The sequence below is a fragment of the Rummeliibacillus sp. SL167 genome (assembly GCF_007896505.1).
Lineage (GTDB): Bacteria > Bacillota > Bacilli > Bacillales_A > Planococcaceae > Rummeliibacillus > Rummeliibacillus suwonensis.
Genome location: NZ_VCBM01000001.1, coordinates 684,498 through 705,507, shown reverse-complemented (window position 1 = coordinate 705,507; position 21,010 = coordinate 684,498). Strand labels below are relative to the sequence as shown.

At 36.3% G+C, this 21,010-nt stretch carries 21 protein-coding genes and 2 riboswitches; of the genes, 6 read left to right on the top strand and 15 right to left on the bottom strand.

Annotation, left to right across the window (positions count from 1 at the left end):
• Window positions 1-3 precede the first annotated feature (3 nt).
• The 8 genes from FEZ13_RS03125 to FEZ13_RS19305 all read right to left on the bottom strand — a co-directional run bounded on the left by FEZ13_RS03125 (window position 4) and on the right by FEZ13_RS19305 (window position 7,917).
• Window positions 4-1,194 carry an acyl-CoA dehydrogenase family protein gene (locus FEZ13_RS03125; protein WP_146551426.1) on the bottom strand — a complete coding sequence of 397 codons (1,191 nt, stop codon included), beginning with the start codon at window positions 1,192-1,194 and terminating at the stop codon, window positions 4-6.
• The gene (locus FEZ13_RS03120) at window positions 1,191-2,534 is read right to left on the bottom strand and encodes an LLM class flavin-dependent oxidoreductase (protein WP_146551425.1); all 1,344 of its coding nucleotides are present in this window, start codon (window positions 2,532-2,534) and stop codon (window positions 1,191-1,193) included. Before FEZ13_RS03120 ends, FEZ13_RS03125 begins: the two co-directional genes overlap by 4 nt.
• Window positions 2,535-2,570: 36 nt before the next feature.
• The gene (locus FEZ13_RS03115; RefSeq protein WP_146548470.1) at window positions 2,571-3,431 is read right to left on the bottom strand and encodes a MetQ/NlpA family ABC transporter substrate-binding protein; all 861 of its coding nucleotides are present in this window, start codon (window positions 3,429-3,431) and stop codon (window positions 2,571-2,573) included.
• Between the two features lie 15 nt (window positions 3,432-3,446).
• Window positions 3,447-4,100: a methionine ABC transporter permease gene (locus FEZ13_RS03110; protein WP_146548469.1), complete on the bottom strand. Its 654-nt coding sequence runs from the start codon at window positions 4,098-4,100 to the stop codon at window positions 3,447-3,449.
• Window positions 4,042-5,121: a methionine ABC transporter ATP-binding protein gene (locus FEZ13_RS03105; RefSeq protein ID WP_146551424.1), complete on the bottom strand. Its 1,080-nt coding sequence runs from the start codon at window positions 5,119-5,121 to the stop codon at window positions 4,042-4,044. The genes FEZ13_RS03110 and FEZ13_RS03105 overlap by 59 nt, the downstream gene beginning before the upstream one ends.
• Window positions 5,122-5,369: 248 nt before the next feature.
• Window positions 5,370-6,209 carry a MetQ/NlpA family ABC transporter substrate-binding protein gene (locus FEZ13_RS03100; RefSeq protein ID WP_146551423.1) on the bottom strand — a complete coding sequence of 280 codons (840 nt, stop codon included), beginning with the start codon at window positions 6,207-6,209 and terminating at the stop codon, window positions 5,370-5,372.
• A gap of 614 nt (window positions 6,210-6,823) precedes the next feature.
• Complete coding sequence (locus FEZ13_RS03095) at window positions 6,824-7,591, bottom strand: NRDE family protein (RefSeq protein WP_146551422.1); 768 nt, start codon at window positions 7,589-7,591, stop codon at window positions 6,824-6,826.
• A 149-nt stretch (window positions 7,592-7,740) separates the two neighbouring features.
• The gene (locus FEZ13_RS19305; RefSeq protein ID WP_186725742.1) at window positions 7,741-7,917 is read right to left on the bottom strand and encodes a hypothetical protein; all 177 of its coding nucleotides are present in this window, start codon (window positions 7,915-7,917) and stop codon (window positions 7,741-7,743) included.
• Window positions 7,918-8,153: 236 nt separating this feature from the next.
• Window positions 8,154-8,262: riboswitch (TPP riboswitch) on the top strand.
• A gap of 195 nt (window positions 8,263-8,457) precedes the next feature.
• Window positions 8,458-8,547: riboswitch (TPP riboswitch) on the top strand.
• 74 nt (window positions 8,548-8,621) lie between these two features.
• Here FEZ13_RS19305 and FEZ13_RS03090 point away from each other — a divergent pair.
• The 4 genes from FEZ13_RS03090 to FEZ13_RS03075 all read left to right on the top strand — a co-directional run bounded on the left by FEZ13_RS03090 (window position 8,622) and on the right by FEZ13_RS03075 (window position 11,779).
• Entirely contained in the window at window positions 8,622-9,368 is a 747-nt protein-coding gene (locus tag FEZ13_RS03090; protein ID WP_146551421.1) for an ABC transporter ATP-binding protein, read from the top strand.
• Entirely contained in the window at window positions 9,355-10,125 is a 771-nt protein-coding gene (locus FEZ13_RS03085; RefSeq protein WP_146551420.1) for an ABC transporter permease, read from the top strand. Before FEZ13_RS03090 ends, FEZ13_RS03085 begins: the two co-directional genes overlap by 14 nt.
• Window positions 10,126-10,441: 316 nt before the next feature.
• Window positions 10,442-11,446 (top strand): ABC transporter substrate-binding protein, encoded by a 1,005-nt coding sequence (locus FEZ13_RS03080; protein ID WP_146551419.1) that lies wholly within the window; start codon window positions 10,442-10,444, stop codon window positions 11,444-11,446.
• Window positions 11,447-11,560: 114 nt separating this feature from the next.
• Entirely contained in the window at window positions 11,561-11,779 is a 219-nt protein-coding gene (locus tag FEZ13_RS03075) for a hypothetical protein (protein ID WP_146551418.1), read from the top strand.
• A 429-nt stretch (window positions 11,780-12,208) separates the two neighbouring features.
• Here FEZ13_RS03075 and FEZ13_RS03070 read toward each other — a convergent pair whose 3' ends face one another.
• A complete protein-coding gene (locus tag FEZ13_RS03070) occupies window positions 12,209-12,706 on the bottom strand; it encodes an Lrp/AsnC family transcriptional regulator (protein ID WP_146551417.1) in 498 nt (165 codons plus the stop codon).
• Window positions 12,707-12,886: 180 nt separating this feature from the next.
• Window positions 12,887-13,072: a hypothetical protein gene (locus FEZ13_RS03065; RefSeq protein ID WP_146551416.1), complete on the bottom strand. Its 186-nt coding sequence runs from the start codon at window positions 13,070-13,072 to the stop codon at window positions 12,887-12,889.
• Window positions 13,073-13,194: 122 nt separating this feature from the next.
• Here FEZ13_RS03065 and FEZ13_RS03060 point away from each other — a divergent pair, with 122 nt between their 5' ends.
• Window positions 13,195-13,698: a GNAT family N-acetyltransferase gene (locus FEZ13_RS03060; protein WP_146548460.1), complete on the top strand. Its 504-nt coding sequence runs from the start codon at window positions 13,195-13,197 to the stop codon at window positions 13,696-13,698.
• Between the two features lie 298 nt (window positions 13,699-13,996).
• On the opposite strand, the gene FEZ13_RS03055 is transcribed toward FEZ13_RS03060, so the two are convergent.
• From FEZ13_RS03055 to nadB, 4 genes are all read right to left on the bottom strand, one after another.
• Window positions 13,997-14,890: a patatin-like phospholipase family protein gene (locus FEZ13_RS03055; protein ID WP_146551415.1), complete on the bottom strand. Its 894-nt coding sequence runs from the start codon at window positions 14,888-14,890 to the stop codon at window positions 13,997-13,999.
• 443 nt (window positions 14,891-15,333) lie between these two features.
• Complete coding sequence (nadA, locus tag FEZ13_RS03050; protein WP_146551414.1) at window positions 15,334-16,293, bottom strand: quinolinate synthase NadA; 960 nt, start codon at window positions 16,291-16,293, stop codon at window positions 15,334-15,336.
• A 235-nt stretch (window positions 16,294-16,528) separates the two neighbouring features.
• On the bottom strand, window positions 16,529-17,398 hold the full coding sequence (gene nadC, locus FEZ13_RS03045) for a carboxylating nicotinate-nucleotide diphosphorylase (protein ID WP_146551413.1): 870 nt from the start codon (window positions 17,396-17,398) through the stop codon (window positions 16,529-16,531).
• Window positions 17,367-18,947 carry an L-aspartate oxidase gene (nadB, locus tag FEZ13_RS03040; RefSeq protein WP_146551412.1) on the bottom strand — a complete coding sequence of 527 codons (1,581 nt, stop codon included), beginning with the start codon at window positions 18,945-18,947 and terminating at the stop codon, window positions 17,367-17,369. Before nadB ends, nadC begins: the two co-directional genes overlap by 32 nt.
• A gap of 540 nt (window positions 18,948-19,487) precedes the next feature.
• Here nadB and FEZ13_RS03035 point away from each other — a divergent pair.
• Window positions 19,488-20,027 (top strand): ECF transporter S component, encoded by a 540-nt coding sequence (locus tag FEZ13_RS03035; RefSeq protein WP_146551411.1) that lies wholly within the window; start codon window positions 19,488-19,490, stop codon window positions 20,025-20,027.
• A gap of 260 nt (window positions 20,028-20,287) precedes the next feature.
• On the opposite strand, the gene FEZ13_RS03030 is transcribed toward FEZ13_RS03035, so the two are convergent.
• Window positions 20,288-20,884: a hypothetical protein gene (locus tag FEZ13_RS03030; RefSeq protein WP_146551410.1), complete on the bottom strand. Its 597-nt coding sequence runs from the start codon at window positions 20,882-20,884 to the stop codon at window positions 20,288-20,290.
• Between the last annotated feature and the right edge of the window lie 126 nt (window positions 20,885-21,010).

Here is a 21,010-nt window from a genome sequence, read left to right as displayed (position 1 = left end):
TCTTTACAAATCAAAAGCATTTTGTTTTTGCTCGAATAACACACTTTTCGCTAATTGTGAAATGACGACATCATCTAACGGTGGATTGTATGCGCCACATTGCGCATCTCTAAATAAGCGTTCTAGTTTGTTTGATTTTGATAAACTTCTACCACCAACAATTTTCATGGCTTTTGAAACAATTTCTACTGTATTATTACAAATCAAAGATTTTGCTATACTGACTTCGTTTGCCAATTGATCCTTCTTTTCAGGCTCATGCTCTACTTGCGCAGCGATACTATACAAAATGCGGCGGGAAGAGTGATAAAGCAATTCGATCTCTCCTGCCTTTTGTTGCACATGTGCAGCGTGGTTAATCGTATCGCCAAGACTGTGAGAGTAAGTTTTTTTAGCAAATTCAAATGCATAGTCTCTTGCAGCGCCAGCAATCCCCAAATAAACTGCAGGAATTTCTAAAGAATACACACGACCATGTGCTAAAAAACGATTGGTTTCATTTGGACGTTGACGATAGAGGAGTGCCTCATCGGGTACAAAAACATCCTTTAATAGAATGTCATGACTCCCCGTAGCACGCATTCCTAATGCATCCCAAGTGTTAATGATTTCTACTTGCTCGTTTTTTGTAATAAGAAATTCACCCGTAATCCCCTCATCTTCTAAATAAGCAATAATCATAAATTGCTGTAAAATCGGTGCTAAAGAGGCATAAGCTTTTTCTCCTTTAATAAGGTAACCTCCAGGAACTTTCCGAGCAATTGTTCCAGGAACAGCACCTCTAGAAATATTACCTTTGCCACGTTCGCTATTAATGATATTTAATAAGGAGCCTTCTTCGACAGCCTTACGACTTAACTCTGCAAACACAGACTCTGGCCAAGATTTAGACTCTCTCACATTTAAAAATGTCAGTAAATTCCAACCAACTGATAATGCGGTAGAAGCATCACCTTTCGCAAGTTGTTCTTGGACAAGCAACATTTCATAAAGAGAAATTTCATCTCCACCATATTTCTTTGGAACTGTTAATTTAAAATAGCCAGCATCTTGCAGTATTTTAAAATGTTCGAAAGGAAATTCACCAGCCTCATCATATTGAGCAGCTGTTTTTTCAATTTTTGTTGCTAAATCTTTTGCATAATCTACTAATCTCTGCTCTCGATCATTGCGGATAAAAATATCTGTTGTCATGGTGTCACCTTAGTTCTTGTATACTGATTAACTGGTTTTACTACGCCTAAATGTTCACGTAAAGTATTGCCTTCATAATCTTTACGGAAAATACCTCTCTCTTGTAGAATTGGCACTACTTTTTCGACAAATGCTTCTAAATCACGTGGTAGAAGTGGGAATTGTAGCATAAATCCATCACATGCTTTTTCGTTGAACCAACGTTCCATTTCATCTGCTACCTGTTGTGGAGATCCGACGAAAGCATCTCTTTTCCCAACATTAAATAGACGTGCATATAAATCGCCCACTTTTAAATTTTCACGTTTAACAATATCGATCAATTCATTGAAATTACTTTGAATGCTATTTACTTCTGGATAATCCACTTCAATCGCAGGCGTATCAAGCGAATACTTAGAAAAATCGACATTCCCCATATAACCGGAAACGAATTTCAAGGCTTCATATGGATCTAGAAGATCTTGCAATTCCTTATGTCGCTGAATAGCTTCTGCCTCCGTATCGGCAACAACTGGTGAAATACCATGGAATACAACTAGCTCATCTTCGGAACGACCATGTTGTGCTAATTGGCTTTTTAATGTTTTATAATGTTCTTTTGCTGTCTTTATATCATCCCAATGAACGAATACGGCATCCGCTACGCGAGTTGAAAGCTTTTGTCCTGGTTTTGAAGCGCCCGCAACCACAATCACAGGATAACCTTGTGGGGAACGGGCAATATTTAATGGTCCTTTTACTGAAAAATGTTGACCTTTATAGTTCGCTTCATGTACTTTTTCACGGTCATAAAAAACACCGTTTTCTTTATCGTATACAAAAGCGTCATCTTCCCATGAATCCCATAAAGCGCGTATTACATCTGCAAATTCCTCTGCACGTTCATAACGCTTATCATGTTCAACATGTTTTTCACGACTAAAATTCAGTGCCGTTTGACCTGTTGCATCAGATGTCGTTACTAAATTCCATGCAACGCGACCATTACTGATATGATCTACTGACAATAATTGACGAGCCAATACATAAGGCTCACTATACGTAGTAGAAGCTGTCGCACCAAGACCGATTTTTTCTGTTGCGCTAGCTAAAGCCGTAATCTGAACAATTGGGTCAAAGCGATTTAAAATATGAGGATGCGATTCATGATTAATGGCTAAACTGTCAGCGACAAATGCAATATCAAACTTTCCTTTTTCCGCGATTTGTGCGGCTTTTTGAAGTGCTTTAATGTCAATGCTAGCATCTGCTTGTCCTTGTGGATGTCTCCATGCAGCAACATGCATCCCAGCACCGATCAAATATAACGACAATTTAATTTGACGTTTTTCTGACATCGTTCCATCGTTCCCTTCACTTAAAATTTGATCCTATTATTTTTTTTGTGAATAAGCATCTTTCCAAGTAGATAATTCATCTAATGTTAAATTGACAGGAATATAGTTGCCATTATACGTTTTCTTGATAAAATCAGATGTTTCTTTACTTTGGTAAATTTCAACGATTTTTTGATAGACTTTATTGTCTGCATCTTTTTTATCAGCAGCGATGATATTGATAAATGGTTTTGCTGTTTCATTTTCATGAATGATGGCATCCTTTAAAAATAGGCCTGCTTCTACTGCGACTCCATTATTAATAATGGCGAAATCAGTATCTTCTAATACACGTGGTAATGTTGCAGCATCAGCTGGCACGATTTTTAATTTTTTCGGATTATCTTTAATACGGTCTTTCCCACCATTTCCATCAAAATCGTCTGAAACTGTTAGAAGATTATTTTCTTGTAATAGAAGCAAAGCACGTCCCCAGTTTGATGGATCGTTTGGTACAGCGATCGTAGCTCCCTCTTTTACTTCATCCAACGAATGATATTTATTGGAATACATACCGAGCGGAGCAATGATAGTTGTTCCAATTGGTACAATATTTGTTTTGTTACTTTGATTAAATAAATCTAAATAGGCAATATGTTGAAAAGCGTTGATATCGATATCCCCGTCCGCTAATGATTGATCGGGATCCACTTGTGCAGATAATACAACTAGTTTAAGGTTAATATCTTCTTTTGCAGCTTGTTTTTTGATATATTCCCAAGTTTTGATCTCTGAGCTACGTATTCCTACCTTAACTGTCTTGTTATCACCACTATTTGCTTTTTTATCGTTGCTCCCGCAAGCAACCAATAAGATCGATAGTACAGCAACAACAAAATATAAACTCCATTTTTTCATGTTAGTTCCTCTTTTCTAAGATATATGTCTAAAATGTCTCTCTAATTTATTGCCAATCATTTGAATGAGTTGGACAAATACGACCAGTAATATGACGGTTACTAAAATAGTCATATCATCGAATCGTTGGTATCCGTATGTGATCGCCACATCTCCAAGGCCTCCGCCACCAACTGCACCAGCCATTGCTGTTGCGCCGATCAATCCAATCGTTGCAGTTGTTACACTTAAAATAAGTGAAGGAAAGGCTTCAGGAATTAAAAACTTTCGAATCACTTGAAAAGGAGTAGCCCCCATTGCCTTTGCGGCTTCGACGATCCCTCCATCCACTTCAAGTAAAGAATTTTCAACTAATCTCGAAATATATGGACCTATGTGTAAAACCAATGGAACGATAGCAGCCGTAGTACCGATTGCCGTACCCACGAGCAAACGAGTGAATGGTATGATGGCTACAAGTAAAATGATAAAAGGAATGGAACGGAATATATTCACAATTGGATTGACAATACCAAAAACCCATTTATTTTCTAGAATATGTCCTTTTCTTGTCACAACCAGAATAATCCCTAAAATAAATCCTAGAATTGCTCCAAAGAACAATCCAATGCTAACCATATATAAGGTTTCCCAGATCGCGTTTAGAAGGATCTCTGAACTCACTTCCATCTGCAATAACCTCCTCTATTTGTACATTTCTGTTCTTTATATATTGAACAGCTTTATCTGTCTCTGCTGAATCACCAATCATTTCGATGATCAAATTTCCAAACGGTACTTGTTGAAGTTCTGTAATATTTCCAAATAAAACACTGATGTCAACATTGAATTTTTTCGCTACCTCCGAAACAACTGGCTGTCCAACATCTACGCCTATAAATTTCAACTTGAAAATTCGTTCGTTTGGATTTGCTTGTTTAAGTTGTTCAAATATAGAGTCAGGAATTTCATCTCGTACAACAGATTGAACAAAGTTTTTAGTCGTTTGAGTTTTGGGATCAGAGAAAATATCCAATACACTGCCTGTTTCGACAATGCGACCTTTCTCCATAACAGCTACACGATTACAGATTTCATGTATGACTCCCATTTCATGAGTAATGATGAGAATGGTAATACCATATTCGATATTAACTCGTTTCAATAAATTTAAAATGGACTTTGTCGTTTGTGGGTCTAAAGCAGATGTTGCTTCGTCACAAAGCAAAATTTTAGGATTTGTAATTAATGCCCGTGCAATGCCAACACGTTGTTTTTGTCCACCAGATAATTGATTGATATAAACATTTGTTTTTTCTTCAAGACCAACAAATTCTAAAACTTCATTGACTCGTGACTTAATCTCTTCTTTCTTTACACCGGCTAGCGATAGCGGCATAGCTACATTATCAAAAACTGTTTTCGATTGAAGTAGATTAAAATGCTGGAAAATCATCCCGATTTTTTTCTTTTCTTTCCGCAATTCTTTTTTGGATAATTGTGTTAAGTCTTTACCGTCTACTAACACTTTTCCTTCAGTTGGTACTTCTAGTAAATTAACCGTACGAATCAATGTACTTTTTCCTGCACCACTGAAACCAATTACGCCAAAAATATCGCCTTTATTTATTTTTAAATTGACATGATCCAATGCACGAATTACTTGATTATGGATGTGATAATCTTTTGTTGTTTCGATAAACTCAATCATTCTTTCAACCTACTTTCTTTATCCCGCTCTAACGGGCAGTAAGATAAGATCCCCATCTCAAGATTTAAAGAGAAACGAGACAGATAGATGGGGATGAACTGTCGCATGCGTCCGATTAGTTTGGGCGGGCAGGATGTTTGTCACTCAGGTGTTGCCACAGGACGTGGCGTTTTTCACTTAAGTTCCTCTAATTTCAGTGGGAGATGAAGAAAACCCCACTGCTGGAAGCTTCACTTTATCACAAGTTTCTAAAATGCAGGTACGACAGCCCCACTATATTTTGTTTCAAAAAACTTTCTAGCCTTTTCACTTGTGAGCCATTTCACAACGGTTTGAATGGCAGGGTCATCTTTTCGCTCAGGTAATGCAGCAATGATATTCACATATGGGGACTTGGCATCTTCAATAATAAGTGCATCTTTAACAGGATCTAAGCCGCCTTCTAATGCATAGTTTGTATTAATAGCTGCAGCATCAACATCTTCAAGAGAACGATTTAATAATGCGCCATCAACACCAATAAATTTAATTTTTTTATCATTTTTTGTAATATCTTCGGTCGTGTAGTCGCCTTCTTTTTTAGAATCTAATTCAATAATTCCATTTTGGGCGAATAATAATAAGGAACGAGAAAAATTAACAACATCTTTTGGTACTGCTACTTTCGCACCCTGCGGCAAATCTTTAATATTTTTAATTTTCTTAGAGTACACACCAAAAGGTTCGATATGAATTCCAGCAACACTTACCAAATTCAACCCAGCTTGTTTGTTGATTTCTTCTAAATAGGGTGTGTGTTGAAAATAATTAAAATCTAATTCACCATCTGCTGTCATTTGGTTCATTTGGATACCATCCAAGCCTGTTTTAATATCTAACTTGACGCCATCTTTTTTAAGATCATCTGCTAAATACTCCAAAACCTCTGCATGAGGTACTGAGGATGCCCCTACTTTTAAGGTTGTGATTTTTTCTTTTGAACCATTATTTGCATCCTTTTTAGTAGAATTTGTAGCGGAATTAGTACAAGCAGATATTATAGTTAAAACGATCAATGTCAGGATCATTGCTATCCAATTTTTCTTCATTTACATCTCCTCTTTTCTCGTTGAAATTCAAATAAGCATCACTTCCATGTTAGATAAAAATTAGAATAGAATAGACTAGGACTTTTATTTTTATTATTCTTATAAATTTACTATGTTTTTAGATAACAAGTATTAAGATCAGATTCATTAATCGATAAATAAATAGTTTTCCAATCCTCTATTTAGAACAATGATTACAGTCCTTTAATCAATACTGGCTTCTAGGACATACAACTTCTAATGAAGATGTCATTTCCACAAATTCTACAACCATTTGTTTTCATTTTGCTTTGTTTAACTTTACTCAAATAAAACCCTCCTCTAACATGATTAAACCACCCTAATCCTATATATCCTATTAGATTTATAAGATTTGTTTTGAATAATATCATATTGTCCCGTATTGTTCAATGCCTTTATAAATAAATAATTGATAGAAAAAATTAATTCATTGATAGAAATTTTCTATCAATGAATGAGGAAGATAGATTGAATATCGTTGATCCATCAATAAATCCACAAAAAAATCAATGAGAAATGAATAGCCTCTCTCATTGACTAAAAAGTAAATTTTTTAAATTTTTGTGATCATTTTTTACATGATGAATCATCCATTATTCGATTTTAAACTCATATTTTTTTTCAAATTGAAAATCGCCTTCCTTGAAAGTTCTTTCTACAAAAGTCACACGATTCTCTTTATCTACTAATAAAACAGTAGATGACCTAGTACCGTAATTCGGAATTTTTATAAACATAGGTGATAACAATCTTTCCATTTCCACCCCAACACCTGTGTGGGGTAATTCTCCATCATCTGCTGTTGAACGATCGGTTACAAGGTTAAAAAGCATATCGATACTCACTTCTTCTTGATTTGTTTGAATATATTCATTTAATCTTGTTCTACCCTTTACAACTTTTGGCCACGGTGTATTGAGGGAATGATTGCTTAAACTATGTGTGCCTGCATTTATATCTTTGGACTCATCCAGTACATTATTGTAGTGGTACAAACCATTAGGATCACCAAGTATAATATTGTAACCACCGTAATTTTTTCTTTCTTTTATGAGTTCTTCCATAAAAATGTCCGGTTCCGTACCATTTGTCAAAAAATGACGAATGATCTCGCCACGCGAATAACGACCTGTTTCTGGTAAACTGGGATCACGATAATTTGTTATTGCTGCAAATCTGCCTTTTTTAGATATACCTAACCAAGTCCCCATTTGTAGTAAATCACGTCCAGCTAGTATATTGGGTTCATCTTCCCAATAATGTGCTGGCTTTGTAGGCCGTTCATAAAACTCATCACGATTGGCAACAACTATTAATTTATATTTTGGATGATTTTGAAAATGAAAATTGACTAAACACATATTCCATTACCTCTTTGTAATTTTCAAAATTTCTTTTCATCTTACCAGTAACAAAGCATTTTGTAAAACAATTGATAGACTTACTGATATTTAAAGAAAAAAGCGGCAAAACCGCATAGTTAAACACGATTTTCGCCGCCTATACGCCTTTATTCAAGATTTTGTCGAGCTATTTCAATCGCCTTTTCTTTCATCTTCTCAAATTTCGTTTTAGAGCTCTTTTTTGGAGATTTCGCTTTATTTTCTTCTGGAACTGAAAATTCTTCTCCTAATTCTTCATCATGTCCGTAGCTACCGTGAGATCTTGGAGTCATTTTATCAGGCATGCTATTTCCTCCTTTTTAGTTGAATTACGCTATTAGTTTGCTTTGCATCTTACATTTTATACAAATCAAAAGAAAAAGGATTTGTATAAATTTCGTAATATAGAATCCAGATAAAAAATGACTCATAAGCGATTGCTCTAACTCTGTTTATAAAAAAGTTTTTTCTTTCTATGTGGAACAGCCGAAAGAAAAGTCTTGCATAAATTTATCTTCATGATAAGCTATATATGAAAACGAATTAGCACTAGGGGTGTCCCTATTTGAGGACTGAGACTGAACAGTCGTTCTAAACCCTTTGAACCTGATCTAGTTTACGCTAGCGTAGGGAAGTGAGTTAGGACAATTATGTATGTTGTTCAGCCCACTCTTCCTTTGAGTGGTTTTTTTATTGGCTTTTCAAGCAAATTCATCTCGTCACCTATTGAGGTGGGTTTCTTCTGTACTTGCAGTTGCGTTTTCGTCGCATAAAACATATGCTCCTGCCACTACATTTTGGTTGCATAAAACATTGCTGAAACAAGATCAACAATTAAATAAGTTTGAATCTACTAGGGGCGCCCTTTGGCTGAGATTGTACCCTTTGAACCTGATCTAGTTCATACTAGCGTAGGAAAGTAGTTTCCAAGACATGGAATTTTATGTTTTATGAAACTGCTTTCTTCAAAAGGAAGCAGTTTTTAATTTGCAGTTAGAAAGGAGAAAAAATGACTGTCGTTCTAAAAAATGTATCTTATAGCTACACCAATGAGAAAAGGCAAAAAAATCTAGTTATTTCTCACTTGAATATGGAAATTAAAAATGGCGAATTTATTTCTATTATTGGTAGAAGTGGCACAGGGAAAAGTACCATTTTACGATTAATGACTGGTCTCCTTCAACCAGATGAAGGCGATATTCAAATCGACCAAAAAGACATTTCACTAGGGGATGTCGGATATATGCCACAAAAAGATTTGCTACTCCCCTGGCGCACGATCCTTGACAATATCATGATTGCTTCTGAAATTCAACAAGATGTACATATCACAAAAGAAGAAGCGGGCGTCTGGTTACAACGTGTAGGACTTAGTGGATATGAGCATGTTCTACCAAAACAACTATCTGGGGGAATGCGACAACGTGCTGCTTTTTTACGTACTTTATTGACAGGGAAAAATGTGCTATTACTCGATGAACCGTTTGGAGCGCTGGATGCATTAACGAAAAAAGAAATGCAATCATGGTTATTGTCCATGTGGCAAGATTTAAACAAAACAATTGTCTTCATCACTCATGATTTAGAAGAAGCCATTTTTTTGAGTGATCGGATTTTGTTATTACATCCAGATCACCGTATAGAAGAAATTTCAGTACCCTTGTCACGTCCACGTAAACCGGAAATGCTTCTTTCTGAAGAAGCTGTGACATTACGTCAAAAGTTGGAGAAGAAGATTGCCAATGAAACCACTTAAAAAATTTTTTCAAACCTATCGTTTATTTTTGTTATTTTCTATCATCGTACTAGCAATCGTTGAATGGCTTGTACGTGCAGAGATTATACCAAGTTTTATCATTCCCGCGCCAACTGGTGTTATACAGATGATTATTTATAACTGGCGTCCCTTGTTGATCGAGCATTTAAGTGCTACAATGCTCGAATTTATCATTGGGTTTTCGCTTGCTGTTATAAGTGGCGTCCTTCTAGCTATTTGTATGTTTTTTTCAAAAACAATCGAAAAAATGGTTTATCCAGCAGTTGTCATCTCACAAATGGTCCCAATTATTGCACTATCCCCTATCTTCGTCCTGTGGTTTGGATATACCATTTGGAGCAAGGTCGCTGTGACGATCTTGATCTGCTTTTTCCCGATTGTAGTAGGAACTTATGATGGATTGAAATCATGCGATCAGGAATATATTGAGTTGTTGCGCTCAATGGGTGCAAACAGGTTTCAAATATTTCAAAAATTACATATTCCAATGGCTCTTCCCTCCTTCTTTTCAGGTTTTAAGATGTCAATCGTTTTTGCACTCGTTGGAGCAACCATCGGTGAATGGCTGGGAGCAAGTGAGGGATTAGGCTACTATAGTCGAAGAATGTCTGGCAATTTAAATGCAGAAGGTGTTTTTGCAGCCATTACCATTCTAACCATCGTGGGAATTCTATTATTTGCACTAGCTTCATGGATAGAAAAAAGAATAATCAATAAATGGAATCAGGCACATTGATTATCCAATTTTATCCATAAAGTATTTATTCGCCCTTTGAGATAATTTATTTGCTCTCTCAGGGATTTTATTCGCTCTTTCAAAAGATTTATTTGCTCTCTCAAAGACTTTATTCGCTCTTTCCGCAGGATATTGGATTGTTTTTTTTCGAATATGTGCTACACAAAAGGAACGAGCAAGACGCAGCGAAGATCTATATAAATGGTCCGAAAAATACAGGTTTTCTCAAAAATTACGCCACAGACGGCCTAATTTTTGTCAAATCAACACGCGTGAAATGGAATCATTCTAACTAACAAATAGGAGTTGTCGAGAAATGAAAAAATGGTTAAATATAGTGATCCTATTGATATTCATCATAGTGGCTGCCGGCTGTAATGGAAAGGCGCAACCAAAGGAAGAGAATGGGAAGAAACTAGATCATATCAGTATTATGCTTGATTGGTATCCTAATGCTGTGCACTCAGCTTTCTATGTAGCTCAAGAAAAGGGCTATTTCAAAGAGGAGGGATTAAATGTCAAAATTGAAATGCCCGCCGATACAAATGACCCATTGAAGCTTGCTGCTACTGGAAAAGTAGATTTAGCCATTAGCTATCAAAATCAAACCATTTTATCCAAATCTGAAGGAATCCCAATTATTTCAGTAGCTGCATTTGTAAGGCATTCACTCGATGAACTAATGATGAAAAAATCATCTGGTATCCATTCACCAAAAGATCTAGAGGGAAAGAATGTTGGATACTCATCAAGTGAATTGAGTGAGGCTGTCATTAAAACGATGGTAGAAGCGGATGGCGGTGATTTTAGCAAGGTAAAAATGACAGATGTAGGATGGGATTTGATACCTTCTGTTGCAACAAATCGTGTAGATGCCATAATTGGAGGATACATCAATCATGAATTTGTTCTACTGAACAAAGAAGGCTATGATATGAAAAGCATACAAAATAGCGATTATGATGTGCCCGATAATTACGAGCTAGTACTCGTCACCGGTCAAAAAACATTCCATCAAAAAAAAGATGCTATTAAGAGATTTTGGAAGGCAGTTGCCAAGGGACAAGAAGAAGTGAAAAAAAATCCAAAAGAAAGCTTACAAATCCTACTTGATCATGAAAATGATAGCTTTCCATTGGATAAAGACGTAGAAACAAAAAGTTTAGAGATTTTATTACCACGTATGGAGGACGATGGTTTACCATTCGGCTATCAAGAAAAAAAAAGCTGGGGAAAAACCGAAAATTGGTTATTTAAAAAAGGTGTGATAAAAAATCATGTCAACATCAATGACGTAATGGATAATATCGTGTCAAAGTAGAAAACGAAGTAATCCATTCCCCCTTTCCTTATAGCCGTTAAGGAATTGTTCTATATTTCTCCTCTATTCATAAAATGAACAAATGAAATTTTATGAATAAGGAGATAATGGCAAATGTATATTGTTCATTTTTATGAAAACAAGACAATTGTATTGAGTCAATACCGTGAAACATTACCTGCAATCAATGATCCTATAAAAATAAAAGGACGCAAGGGAACTGTTGTTGATATCCTTACAACAGCAGAAAATAAATTTCATGTTCTAGTCGCTTTTGAAAAAGAGAAAATAAGGCCATCTCTTTCAAAAGAAATCGGTAAAAGAAGAAGATAAAGTGAAGCTTCCATCAGTGGGGGTTTTCTTCATCCTCCACTGAACTAAAGGAACTCAGGTTAAAGACACCACGTCTTGTGGCAACACCTGAGGGACCAACATCCTGCCCGCCCAAACCAATCGGACGCATGCGGCAGTTGTTCCGCCACCCATCTTTCTCGCTTCTCTCTAAACCTAGAGGTAGGGGGTCTTACTGCCCGTTAAAGCGGGATAAAGTGATACTCAGCCAGTGGGAATTCTCTTCATAATACAAAATGTTAGTTAAACGGAGTGGGCTTTTATTGGCAGTCGTCCCTCACTTCTCCTCTGCTTTTATTGGTGGTTTGTGCGTGGTTAACGCGGACAAATAGTTATCAGCAGAAATTGAAAGCCAAGGAGGTCATTTTCCTTGGCTCTTTGTAGTGGGCAACACATATCCTTATTATCTAATTACAATGATTTTTTATCCTTTTCCTCTAAAATAGGCAGAATGGTAGACTGTTTAACTTCTCGTAAAGCTAAGCTTGTTTGAATACGCGTAATACCTAATTTGTTTAATTTTCTAATAAAATTCTCTAATTCCTTACGTCCCTTATTCGCAACCTTTAACAAATAATCATATTCTCCTGTTAAGCAATGGCACTCTAAAATCTCTGGCATAGCAGCCAATTCATTCTCTAAAACTTCCAACTGTTTTGCTTGATGAACATTCGTGCTGATAAAGATAAAACATAATAATTCAAATCCTAATTTTTCTTGATTCAAAATAGCGACCTGCCGATTAATATATCCTTCATTCTCTAACCTTTTGATCCTTGCATGAATAGCAGGAGGGGATAAATTCACACGTTTAGCAATTTCTACATTACTAATTTGTGCATCTCTTTGTAAAATATCCAATACTTGTAAATCTAAATCATCTACTATTTTACTGACAATGGACTCCATCAAAACTCTCCCTTTCAATTCTTCAAAATCTCGCTTCGAAATATCGTCCAAACAAAATTAAATTTTGTATGAAGTATATTATTTTGATTATTATTTCAAATTAATACTATTATACAAAATTAAATTTATATATTAAAAAGAAAGTGTTAAAATTTTTAATATTAGATTTACCTGCTATGTTTATAAAGTGAAACTGCCATCAGTGGGAAGCTTACTGCCTGTTAAAGCGGGATAAAGTGAAACTGCCATCAGTGGGGGGTTTTCTTCATCCCCTATTGAACTAGAGGAACTTAAGTGAAAAGCGCCACGTCCTGTGGCAAAATCTGAGGGACCAACATCCTGCCCGCCCAAACCAATCGGACGCATGCGGCAACTCATCCCCCATCTATCTTCTCGTTTCTCTCCAAATCTTGAGATGGGGGTCTTACTGCCCGTTAAAGCGGGATAAAGACTTAGCGAACAACTTATTTTAGTTAGGAGAAATTTTTATGATAGAAGAAATAACATTTAGAGATGCAGACATTGAGGACTTACCTACAATCGTTGCCATTTATAACTCAACCATTGCAAGTAGAAAGGTAACCGCCGATACGGAACCTGTAACCATTGAAGAACGTATTCCATGGTTTCATGCACATAATTCTTCCAAAAGGCCTTTATGGGTTGTAGAATATCAAGGAGAAATTTGCGGATGGGTTAGCTTTCAATCTTTTTATGGAAGACCTGCTTATGATGCAACAGCGGAGTTAAGCATTTATCTTCATGAAAAATCTAGAGGAAAGGGTATTGGGAAAATGGTATTGCAGCATGCTATAAATGCTTGTCCTCTTCTTCATATCCAAAATTTATTGGGATTCATCTTTGCACATAATAATGCAAGCATGCACCTTTTTTCCAGTCTTCATTTCGAACAATGGGCTTATTTACCAGGAGTGGCTGAATTGGACGGTATCAAAAGAGATTTAGTGATCATGGGCAAAAAACTCATTTAAGCAATAGGACCGACTTCGAATGAGTTTCAAGAGTTTTTTCACATTCGAAACGGTCTGTTCCGCTATAGACGGGCACTTTTCAGGATAAACATCCATATTCCTTCTGCATCGAAAGTGAAACAGCAGATGCAAGCTGCTTCAAGATCATGATCGACATTGTGCAGATCACAAAGCTGAAGCCTCACCCGTCCAAACGGAAACATACCATTGAAAAGCCAAAAAAAGAATCATTCAGATAGATACGAATGGCACCCTTGTTACTTTTCGTATATTATACATAATCCTCAATGCTTCTCCATTAAAATGGGCTATACTTCCAACTTTCTAAAAATTGGAGTGTACGATTTCTCCCTATTTCAATTAAATTCTCTTTCGTTTCATCATCTAAGTCAAATTGGGTTGCGCTATAATTTTCAACAGGGATAAAGATAATACTCTTTTCATGCGTCCTAGAAATATATCGCTCATCATGAGCATTCTTCATAGTGCTAAAGAGTGCCTCAAATAGATTGAGGCCGTTTTTTATTTTATGTGGATCTATATGATCTTTTGGGCTACTTAATTTTAAACCGAGTATCGGATGTTCCTTACGATTATCTTCATCTTCAAACAGCCAAATTGGAAAATTGCTTAGCACACCGCCATCGACAACAATAGATTCCCCACCAGAAACTTTCAATTTGACTGGTTGAAAGAAAAACGGAACACCGCAACTCATCCTCAAAGCGCGGGATATTAAAAATTTCTCTGGATTTATACCATAATTTTCTAAGTCATCTGGTAAGACGATCATTTTACCGTTTGTTAAATCGGATGCAATCAACTTTAGTGCGCCTGCTGGCAAATCATCAAATGTATATACATCCTTATCTGCAAGCTTTTCATAGAACCATTTTTCCAACGCTTTTCCTTGATAAAGACCCATGCGGAAGTAAAGATTGATCCATTTCATAAAAGGCAATGAGACCAATGTTCTAGGTTCATCTAGAAATGTAGCCACATCTAATTCATCTAGCGCTTTTTCAATTTCATCCGCTGTATACCCAGCGGCAATAAAACATGCCATAATCGCACCCGCACTCGTTCCAGCAACACGGTCAAAATAAATTTCTTTATCTTCTAAAACTTGAAGTGCCCCTACTAAAGCGAATCCCTTTATCCCTCCACCGGAAAACACCCCATCTACTAGCAAAGCAATCCCTCCCGCTTTATACTCTTTACACTGTAAGAAAAATAGAGAAATTTTAGAACTTAAGTCGAAAAATTTCTTTCTCTACTCATATGAGATAAAGTGAAACTGCCATCAGTGGAGGTTTTCTTCATCCCCACTGAACTAGAGGAATGGCAGTAAAAAGCGCCACGTCCCACGTCCTGTGGCAACATCTGAGGAACCACCATCCTATTCACCCGAACCAATCAGACGCATGGGGCAGTTGTCCCCCATCTTATCCTTTCTCATTTCTCTGTAAATTTTGAGATGGAGTATTACTGCACGTTATTAAAGCGAGATAAAGCCCAAAAAAGATCTATACCTCTTTTATAAACCTGAATATACCACGACATTTTAGGCTAAGAAAGAGGCTAAGATCTTTTTTGACAGTGCTTATCATTTTTCAAAATTCCATTATGACAAATTTAACCAATTGAAATCATACGTTCAATAGCAAGACTAGCTTGTTTAGCCGTCTCGGATGGAACTGTAATAATATGTTTATTTTCTTTCAATGCATCTAACACTTTTTCGAGTGTAATCATTTTCATATATGGGCACACAGCTTTTGGATTAGCCGGAACAAATCGTTTTTCCGGATTTTGTTTTTCCATTTGATGAATAATCCCTACTTCAGTTGCTACGATAAATTCATCCGTCATTGAATTTTTTGAATGCTTAAGCATATTTCCTGTTGAGAGAATGTGTGTTTTATCCTTTGGCAGTACTCCCTCTGACTTTAAATACATACTAGACGTCGAACAGCCACATTCTGGATGTACTAGCAGTTCAGCTTTAGGATGCTGTTTCAAAACATCTTCAACATCATGTGGAGCGATCCCCGCATGAACATGGCATTCTCCCATCCATATGTGCATATTGGCACGCCCTGTTTCATTTTTGACAAAAGAGCCAAGAAACATATCTGGTAAGAATAGAATTTCTTTATCTTCGGGAATAGATCGAACAATATCCACTGCGTTAGAAGATGTACAGCAATAATCGCTTTCTGCCTTCACTTCTGCAGTTGTATTGACATAAGCAACGACGACAGCAGAAGGATGCCGTGCTTTCCATGCGCGAAGTTGGTCCACTGTAATGGAATCGGCTAATGAGCATCCTGCTTCAAGATCCGGTAAGAGCACAGTTTTCTCTGGATTCAATATGGCAGCAGTTTCTGCCATAAAATGTACTCCACAAAACACGATAACATCCGCTGAAGTATTAACAGTGGCACGTGCAAGACTCAGAGAATCACCTAGCACATCTGCTATATCCTGAACTTCTGGAAGTTCATAATTGTGAGCAAGAATGATCGCATTGCGCTTTTCTTTCCATTCTTGAATTTCCTCAACTAAACGACTTTGCATTTCAATAACTGGCATTTTAACGTTCCTTTCTGTGATTACTATAAAACGAAATTTCACTTGAGCTTTTTACGATGAATTTTATAGAACAGTACTTTTTAAACACCCTGTAGTTGATCTCATTTTTGTAAAAAACTTTTTCGTATACAGCTTATGAACAATCGGTCATAAAAAATTTTTTCTTGTAGCTGGATGCGGAGATTCCACTGCCTATTCGAGATCAATAACGTAAGCAGGCATACCCCCTCTTCGACTATATAGATGCAACAACCAATTTGCGCTCATCATTTTGAAGTTCTACCTTGACACTGATATCGAGCGCTTTATAGGAATGCGTTAGAAATCCAAGCGAAATATAGTGAACACCCGTATCTCGATAGCTTGCTAGATTACTTAATTGAATGCCGCCTGAAGCTTCTGTAATGATATGATTAGGGACTAATTGAATCATTTTTTTGATTTCTTGTGGTGTACGATTGTCGAACATAATAATATCTGCCCCTGCTTCAACCGCCTCTAAAACTTGTTCCTCTGATTCTGTTTCGACCTCGATTTTGACCATATGCCCAATATTTTCACGCACTAATGTCACCGCACGCTGAATAGAACCCGCAAATGAAATATGATTATCCTTAATCATGACGCCATCATATAATCCAAAGCGATGATTATACCCTCCTCCACAACGAACTGCATACTTTTCGATCATTCGAAGTCCAGGCGTTGTTTTTCTAGTATCGCAAATTCTCGTATGGGAACTATTAAGTGTTTTTACAGCTTTTTGTGTTAAAGTAGCAATGCCACTCATTCGTTGAACAAGATTCAGAATGACTCTTTCCCCTTTTAAAAGTGAAGAAATATCTCCAGAAATAATGGCTAATTTCTGGCCAACATCAATCGGCTCCCCATCTTTAACAAAGAGTTCGATGCTAATTTGAGCATTTAAAATTCGAAAGCCTGTATGCATGATCTCTTCTCCACAAAAAATTCCTTTTTCTTTTGCTAGAAAAACAATTTTTCCTGTTGTACTGTCTGGAAAAATCATATCCGTTGTGACATCTTGCTCACCAATATCTTCGATCAAAAATTGCTCAATCAACGAGCGTAGTTTCAATTTGTTCATGATAGACATCCTTTCCCCCATCACATTTCTGTATAATCGTTTTCTTACACCAATTGTCGTCATCTTCGTATGGGAAATCACTTCTAAAATGTCCTCCACGGCTTTCTGTCCGCTTCAATGCCGAATCAGTTATAAGATAGGCGGTAATATACATAAAAATAGCTGTAATATCTGGAACTGAGTAGGCATCAAGCTCTGAAAAATCATTTAGCTTTAACCGTTTCAACCAATTTTTTTGTTCTTCTAAAAGTTCTTTTGTACGAACAATTCCTACTTTTTTCATCATCATTTCTTTTAAGATTTGAACATCTGGCAACAATGTTTCTTTTTCTTGAATAGCAGGAATGTCTTCTGCAAACTCAGGATTTGGATGTTGATCCAAGCTGGCATTGATCCATCTTGCTAACTTTTTTCCTTGATAAAGCCCCTCTAAAATTGAATTACTAGCTAAACGATTCGCACCATGGAGACCTGTACATGCAGCCTCTCCAATTGCAAACAATCCATTGATGGATGTGCATCCTATTACATCTGTTTTGATACCACCCATCAAAAAATGACAACCTGGGACGACTGGAATTTTCCCATCCGCTATCTGGATATGATTTGCTTCACAAATAGCCGTGATGGAGGGAAATCGCTGCTGGAAATTTTGGATAGATCTTATATCCAAAAATACATCACGGCCTTTTTCAATGGCGTTAAAAATAGTTTGGGAAACGATATGTCTTGGCGCAAGGTCTTTCAATGGATGTACTCCCTGCATGATTGGAGTCCCGTCTTCTGTGATGATAATAGCCCCTTCTCCTCGAACCGCCTCTGAGATTAGTCCTTTTGTCTCCCCATCTTTATACAATAAAGTTGGATGAAATTGAATAAACTCCATATCAGCAATTTCAGCGCCTGCTAAATAAGCCATCACAATCCCATCACCAGTAACAGTTGGAGCACCTGAAGCAAAAGGATAAAGTTGACCACAACCACCAGTGGCAAGCACTACAGCATCTCCATAAAAAAAGCGGATTGTTCCATCTGGATCTTTTGCTTTTACACCAACGCATTTTTTTGACCTTGAATCAATGATCAACTGATAAGCAAAAATATTTTCCTCTACCTCAACATTTGCTGTTAGTCTGCTCATTAAATGCTCTATTACATTTTTACCTGTTGCATCACCACCGCTATGGACGATTCTCTTTTCACTATGAGCTCCTTCTAATCCTAGAAGCAATGAACCATCTTGCGCCTTATCAAAAATATGGGCTTGTTTAGAAAACTCATCAATGAGAGTCGGCGCTTCATTCAATATCTCACGAACAATTTTTTCGTTATTATGAAACCTTCCTGCCTCAAGCGTATCAGCAATATGCTTTGATGGATCATCTTGGCTTCCCATTGCAGCAGCAATTCCGCCCTGTGCCATATAAGAATTTGTGTTCTTTATTTGTGATTTTGTGATTATTTTTACGCTTTTCTCATGGCTAAGTGAAGTAGCCAATTGTAAGGCTGCAACTCCACTTCCAATAATTAGAACATCATATACTTCCATGATGTGCGCCTCCTGTGTTTACAGATGTCTTGACACATATATTTACACAATTTTAACTTAAAAACAAGGTTTTTATAGAAAAAGATCCTTATTTATTCTGGAAAACCATTCATTTTTAATTAATTGAACCTTTTTGCCATAAGAAAATATCCAGTTTATTTTTCATAACAACAGCAACTGTTTATAAAATGAGACTTCACTAATGAGTTTTCTTCATCCCACATTGTAGATTCATTAAAACAATAGAGCTTTAGTAGAAATTGTTGCTACATTTCTTTTGCCGCTTGTTACTTGCATCTTGATACGTAATTTATTTCCTGCGAAATAAATGCATGCTATCAAAACTGAGGCATGCAAAAAGAAAGGAAAATCTTTAACTCTGACCTTCCGTTTTCAGTTATTCAAAATCATAAATGATCGTATGAGTGCGCTTTATTCTAAAACTGACCTTATCATTTTATGCTAAAGTGATGCTTTTAAATAAGTCAGTTTTTTGCTAACGTTAGCAGTAAATTTAAAAAGTAAAGAAGGTTTATAACCATGCAAAAAACACAAAGTTATTCAAACTCGCACTCACAAACTTTTAATGTGATTTTAACCGCAATGCTTATTGCTCTTGTATTTGTGGCTACTGTTTTTTTAAATATCAAACTTCCTATTGCCTCTAATGGAGGGCTTGTTCATCTTGGCACAGCTATGCTTTTTATCTCCTCTTTTTTATTTGGGCCCAAAAAAGGAGCGATTGCTGGCGCCCTCGGAATGGGATTATTTGACTTGATCTCTGGTTGGACATTGTGGGCACCATTTACAGTTATAGCTCGTGGTTTACAAGGCTATATTGCAGGAAAAATTGCTTGGTCGAAAGGTCGTAAAGGCAACAGTGTCGCTTTCAATTTACTTGGTGCCATTCTTTCTGCTCCAGTCATGTTAGCTGTCTATTATCTATGTGAAGGAATTCTATATCATAATTGGATTGCACCAGTAGCCTCTATGCCTGGTAATATCGCCCAAAATGTTATCGGAATAATCGTCTCCATTCCTGTTTGTATTGTGTTAAAAAAGGTACCTATGTTTAAATAAAAGTAAAGTGAAATTTCCATCAATGGAGGTTTTACTGCCCGTTAACGCGGGATAAAGGTCACTCTAAAAGAATTTGAAAATCGTGTAAATAATCTTTATTCTTATAAGGCAAAATTTCATGATGTTTTCCTCAAGCAAAGAATGAACCGTATCGCTTACTATTTTCGCTCTTGCTTGTTTAGGATATAAAAAAAGTCGATTTACCCAAAGTGGTAAACCGACTTTTTTGATCCTAACTGCATTACTTTATATCATGACATTCAGTATCTAGAAACCTTATATAAAGATTCTTCCTGTTCTTTTAAGCCATGTTCATCAAAAATCTCAGTTAATTTTTCTTTGACTTCCTCTGATGTCACAATACAGCTATTTGAAAAAATCCTCTTTTTTATGATTAATTCATAACCTTTGTTGACCTCTTTTGAAAATCCATAATACTTGTGGTTCCTGTCAATGGGAACGAAATAAAATGATTTTATTTTTCGCCAAGCAACATAGCGACTGCCTGTTAACAATCCGTCTTCTGCAATTGCAAATAGATTTAACAGATTGTGTGCATTAGATAATGGAAGTAATAACAATAAATAAAACGATCCATCAAATTGTGTGTAAAATGCCCCAATGATAAACATGGTTATCGTTAATAGCAACACAAATGAATAGATAATAATTTCCATCTTTTGCTTTGAATATGTGGGAAGGTTTACGGGTTTTTGCGGATACTTTCGGATTGCGCTAAACTCTTCATTTGATGTCGGAAAAATAATGTTTTTCCTCATTTTGAATAAGAGTTGGATAAACATATAGGTATAGTATCCAATGATCATTAAAAATAGAAAGTCTAAAATAAGTTTCAAAATCATAATTCTCCTTTTATTTTCTCTAATTTCTAAATTTATATGAGCGTATTTCATACACAACAGTATTTTCCAAACTTCTATTCTATATACTTTTGCCTATAATATCATAAATTATCCCTATAA

Coding starts and splice junctions, on each gene's coding strand:
- FEZ13_RS03060 (WP_146548460.1), top strand. CDS start 13,195: ATGATAGAAGAAATAACATTTAGAGATGCAGACATTGAGGACTTACCT.
- FEZ13_RS03120 (WP_146551425.1), bottom strand. CDS start 2,534: ATGTCAGAAAAACGTCAAATTAAATTGTCGTTATATTTGATCGGTGCT.
- FEZ13_RS19305 (WP_186725742.1), bottom strand. CDS start 7,917: ATGCCTGATAAAATGACTCCAAGATCTCACGGTAGCTACGGACATGAT.
- FEZ13_RS03110 (WP_146548469.1), bottom strand. CDS start 4,100: ATGGAAGTGAGTTCAGAGATCCTTCTAAACGCGATCTGGGAAACCTTA.
- nadB (WP_146551412.1), bottom strand. CDS start 18,947: ATGGAAGTATATGATGTTCTAATTATTGGAAGTGGAGTTGCAGCCTTA.
- FEZ13_RS03115 (WP_146548470.1), bottom strand. CDS start 3,431: ATGAAAAAATGGAGTTTATATTTTGTTGTTGCTGTACTATCGATCTTA.
- FEZ13_RS03075 (WP_146551418.1), top strand. CDS start 11,561: ATGTATATTGTTCATTTTTATGAAAACAAGACAATTGTATTGAGTCAA.
- FEZ13_RS03070 (WP_146551417.1), bottom strand. CDS start 12,706: ATGGAGTCCATTGTCAGTAAAATAGTAGATGATTTAGATTTACAAGTA.
- FEZ13_RS03125 (WP_146551426.1), bottom strand. CDS start 1,194: ATGACAACAGATATTTTTATCCGCAATGATCGAGAGCAGAGATTAGTA.
- FEZ13_RS03100 (WP_146551423.1), bottom strand. CDS start 6,209: ATGAAGAAAAATTGGATAGCAATGATCCTGACATTGATCGTTTTAACT.
- nadC (WP_146551413.1), bottom strand. CDS start 17,398: ATGAACAAATTGAAACTACGCTCGTTGATTGAGCAATTTTTGATCGAA.
- FEZ13_RS03090 (WP_146551421.1), top strand. CDS start 8,622: ATGACTGTCGTTCTAAAAAATGTATCTTATAGCTACACCAATGAGAAA.
- FEZ13_RS03065 (WP_146551416.1), bottom strand. CDS start 13,072: ATGCGTCCGATTGGTTTGGGCGGGCAGGATGTTGGTCCCTCAGATTTT.
- FEZ13_RS03035 (WP_146551411.1), top strand. CDS start 19,488: ATGCAAAAAACACAAAGTTATTCAAACTCGCACTCACAAACTTTTAAT.
- FEZ13_RS03085 (WP_146551420.1), top strand. CDS start 9,355: ATGAAACCACTTAAAAAATTTTTTCAAACCTATCGTTTATTTTTGTTA.
- nadA (WP_146551414.1), bottom strand. CDS start 16,293: ATGCCAGTTATTGAAATGCAAAGTCGTTTAGTTGAGGAAATTCAAGAA.
- FEZ13_RS03095 (WP_146551422.1), bottom strand. CDS start 7,591: ATGTGTTTAGTCAATTTTCATTTTCAAAATCATCCAAAATATAAATTA.
- FEZ13_RS03105 (WP_146551424.1), bottom strand. CDS start 5,121: ATGATTGAGTTTATCGAAACAACAAAAGATTATCACATCCATAATCAA.
- FEZ13_RS03080 (WP_146551419.1), top strand. CDS start 10,442: ATGAAAAAATGGTTAAATATAGTGATCCTATTGATATTCATCATAGTG.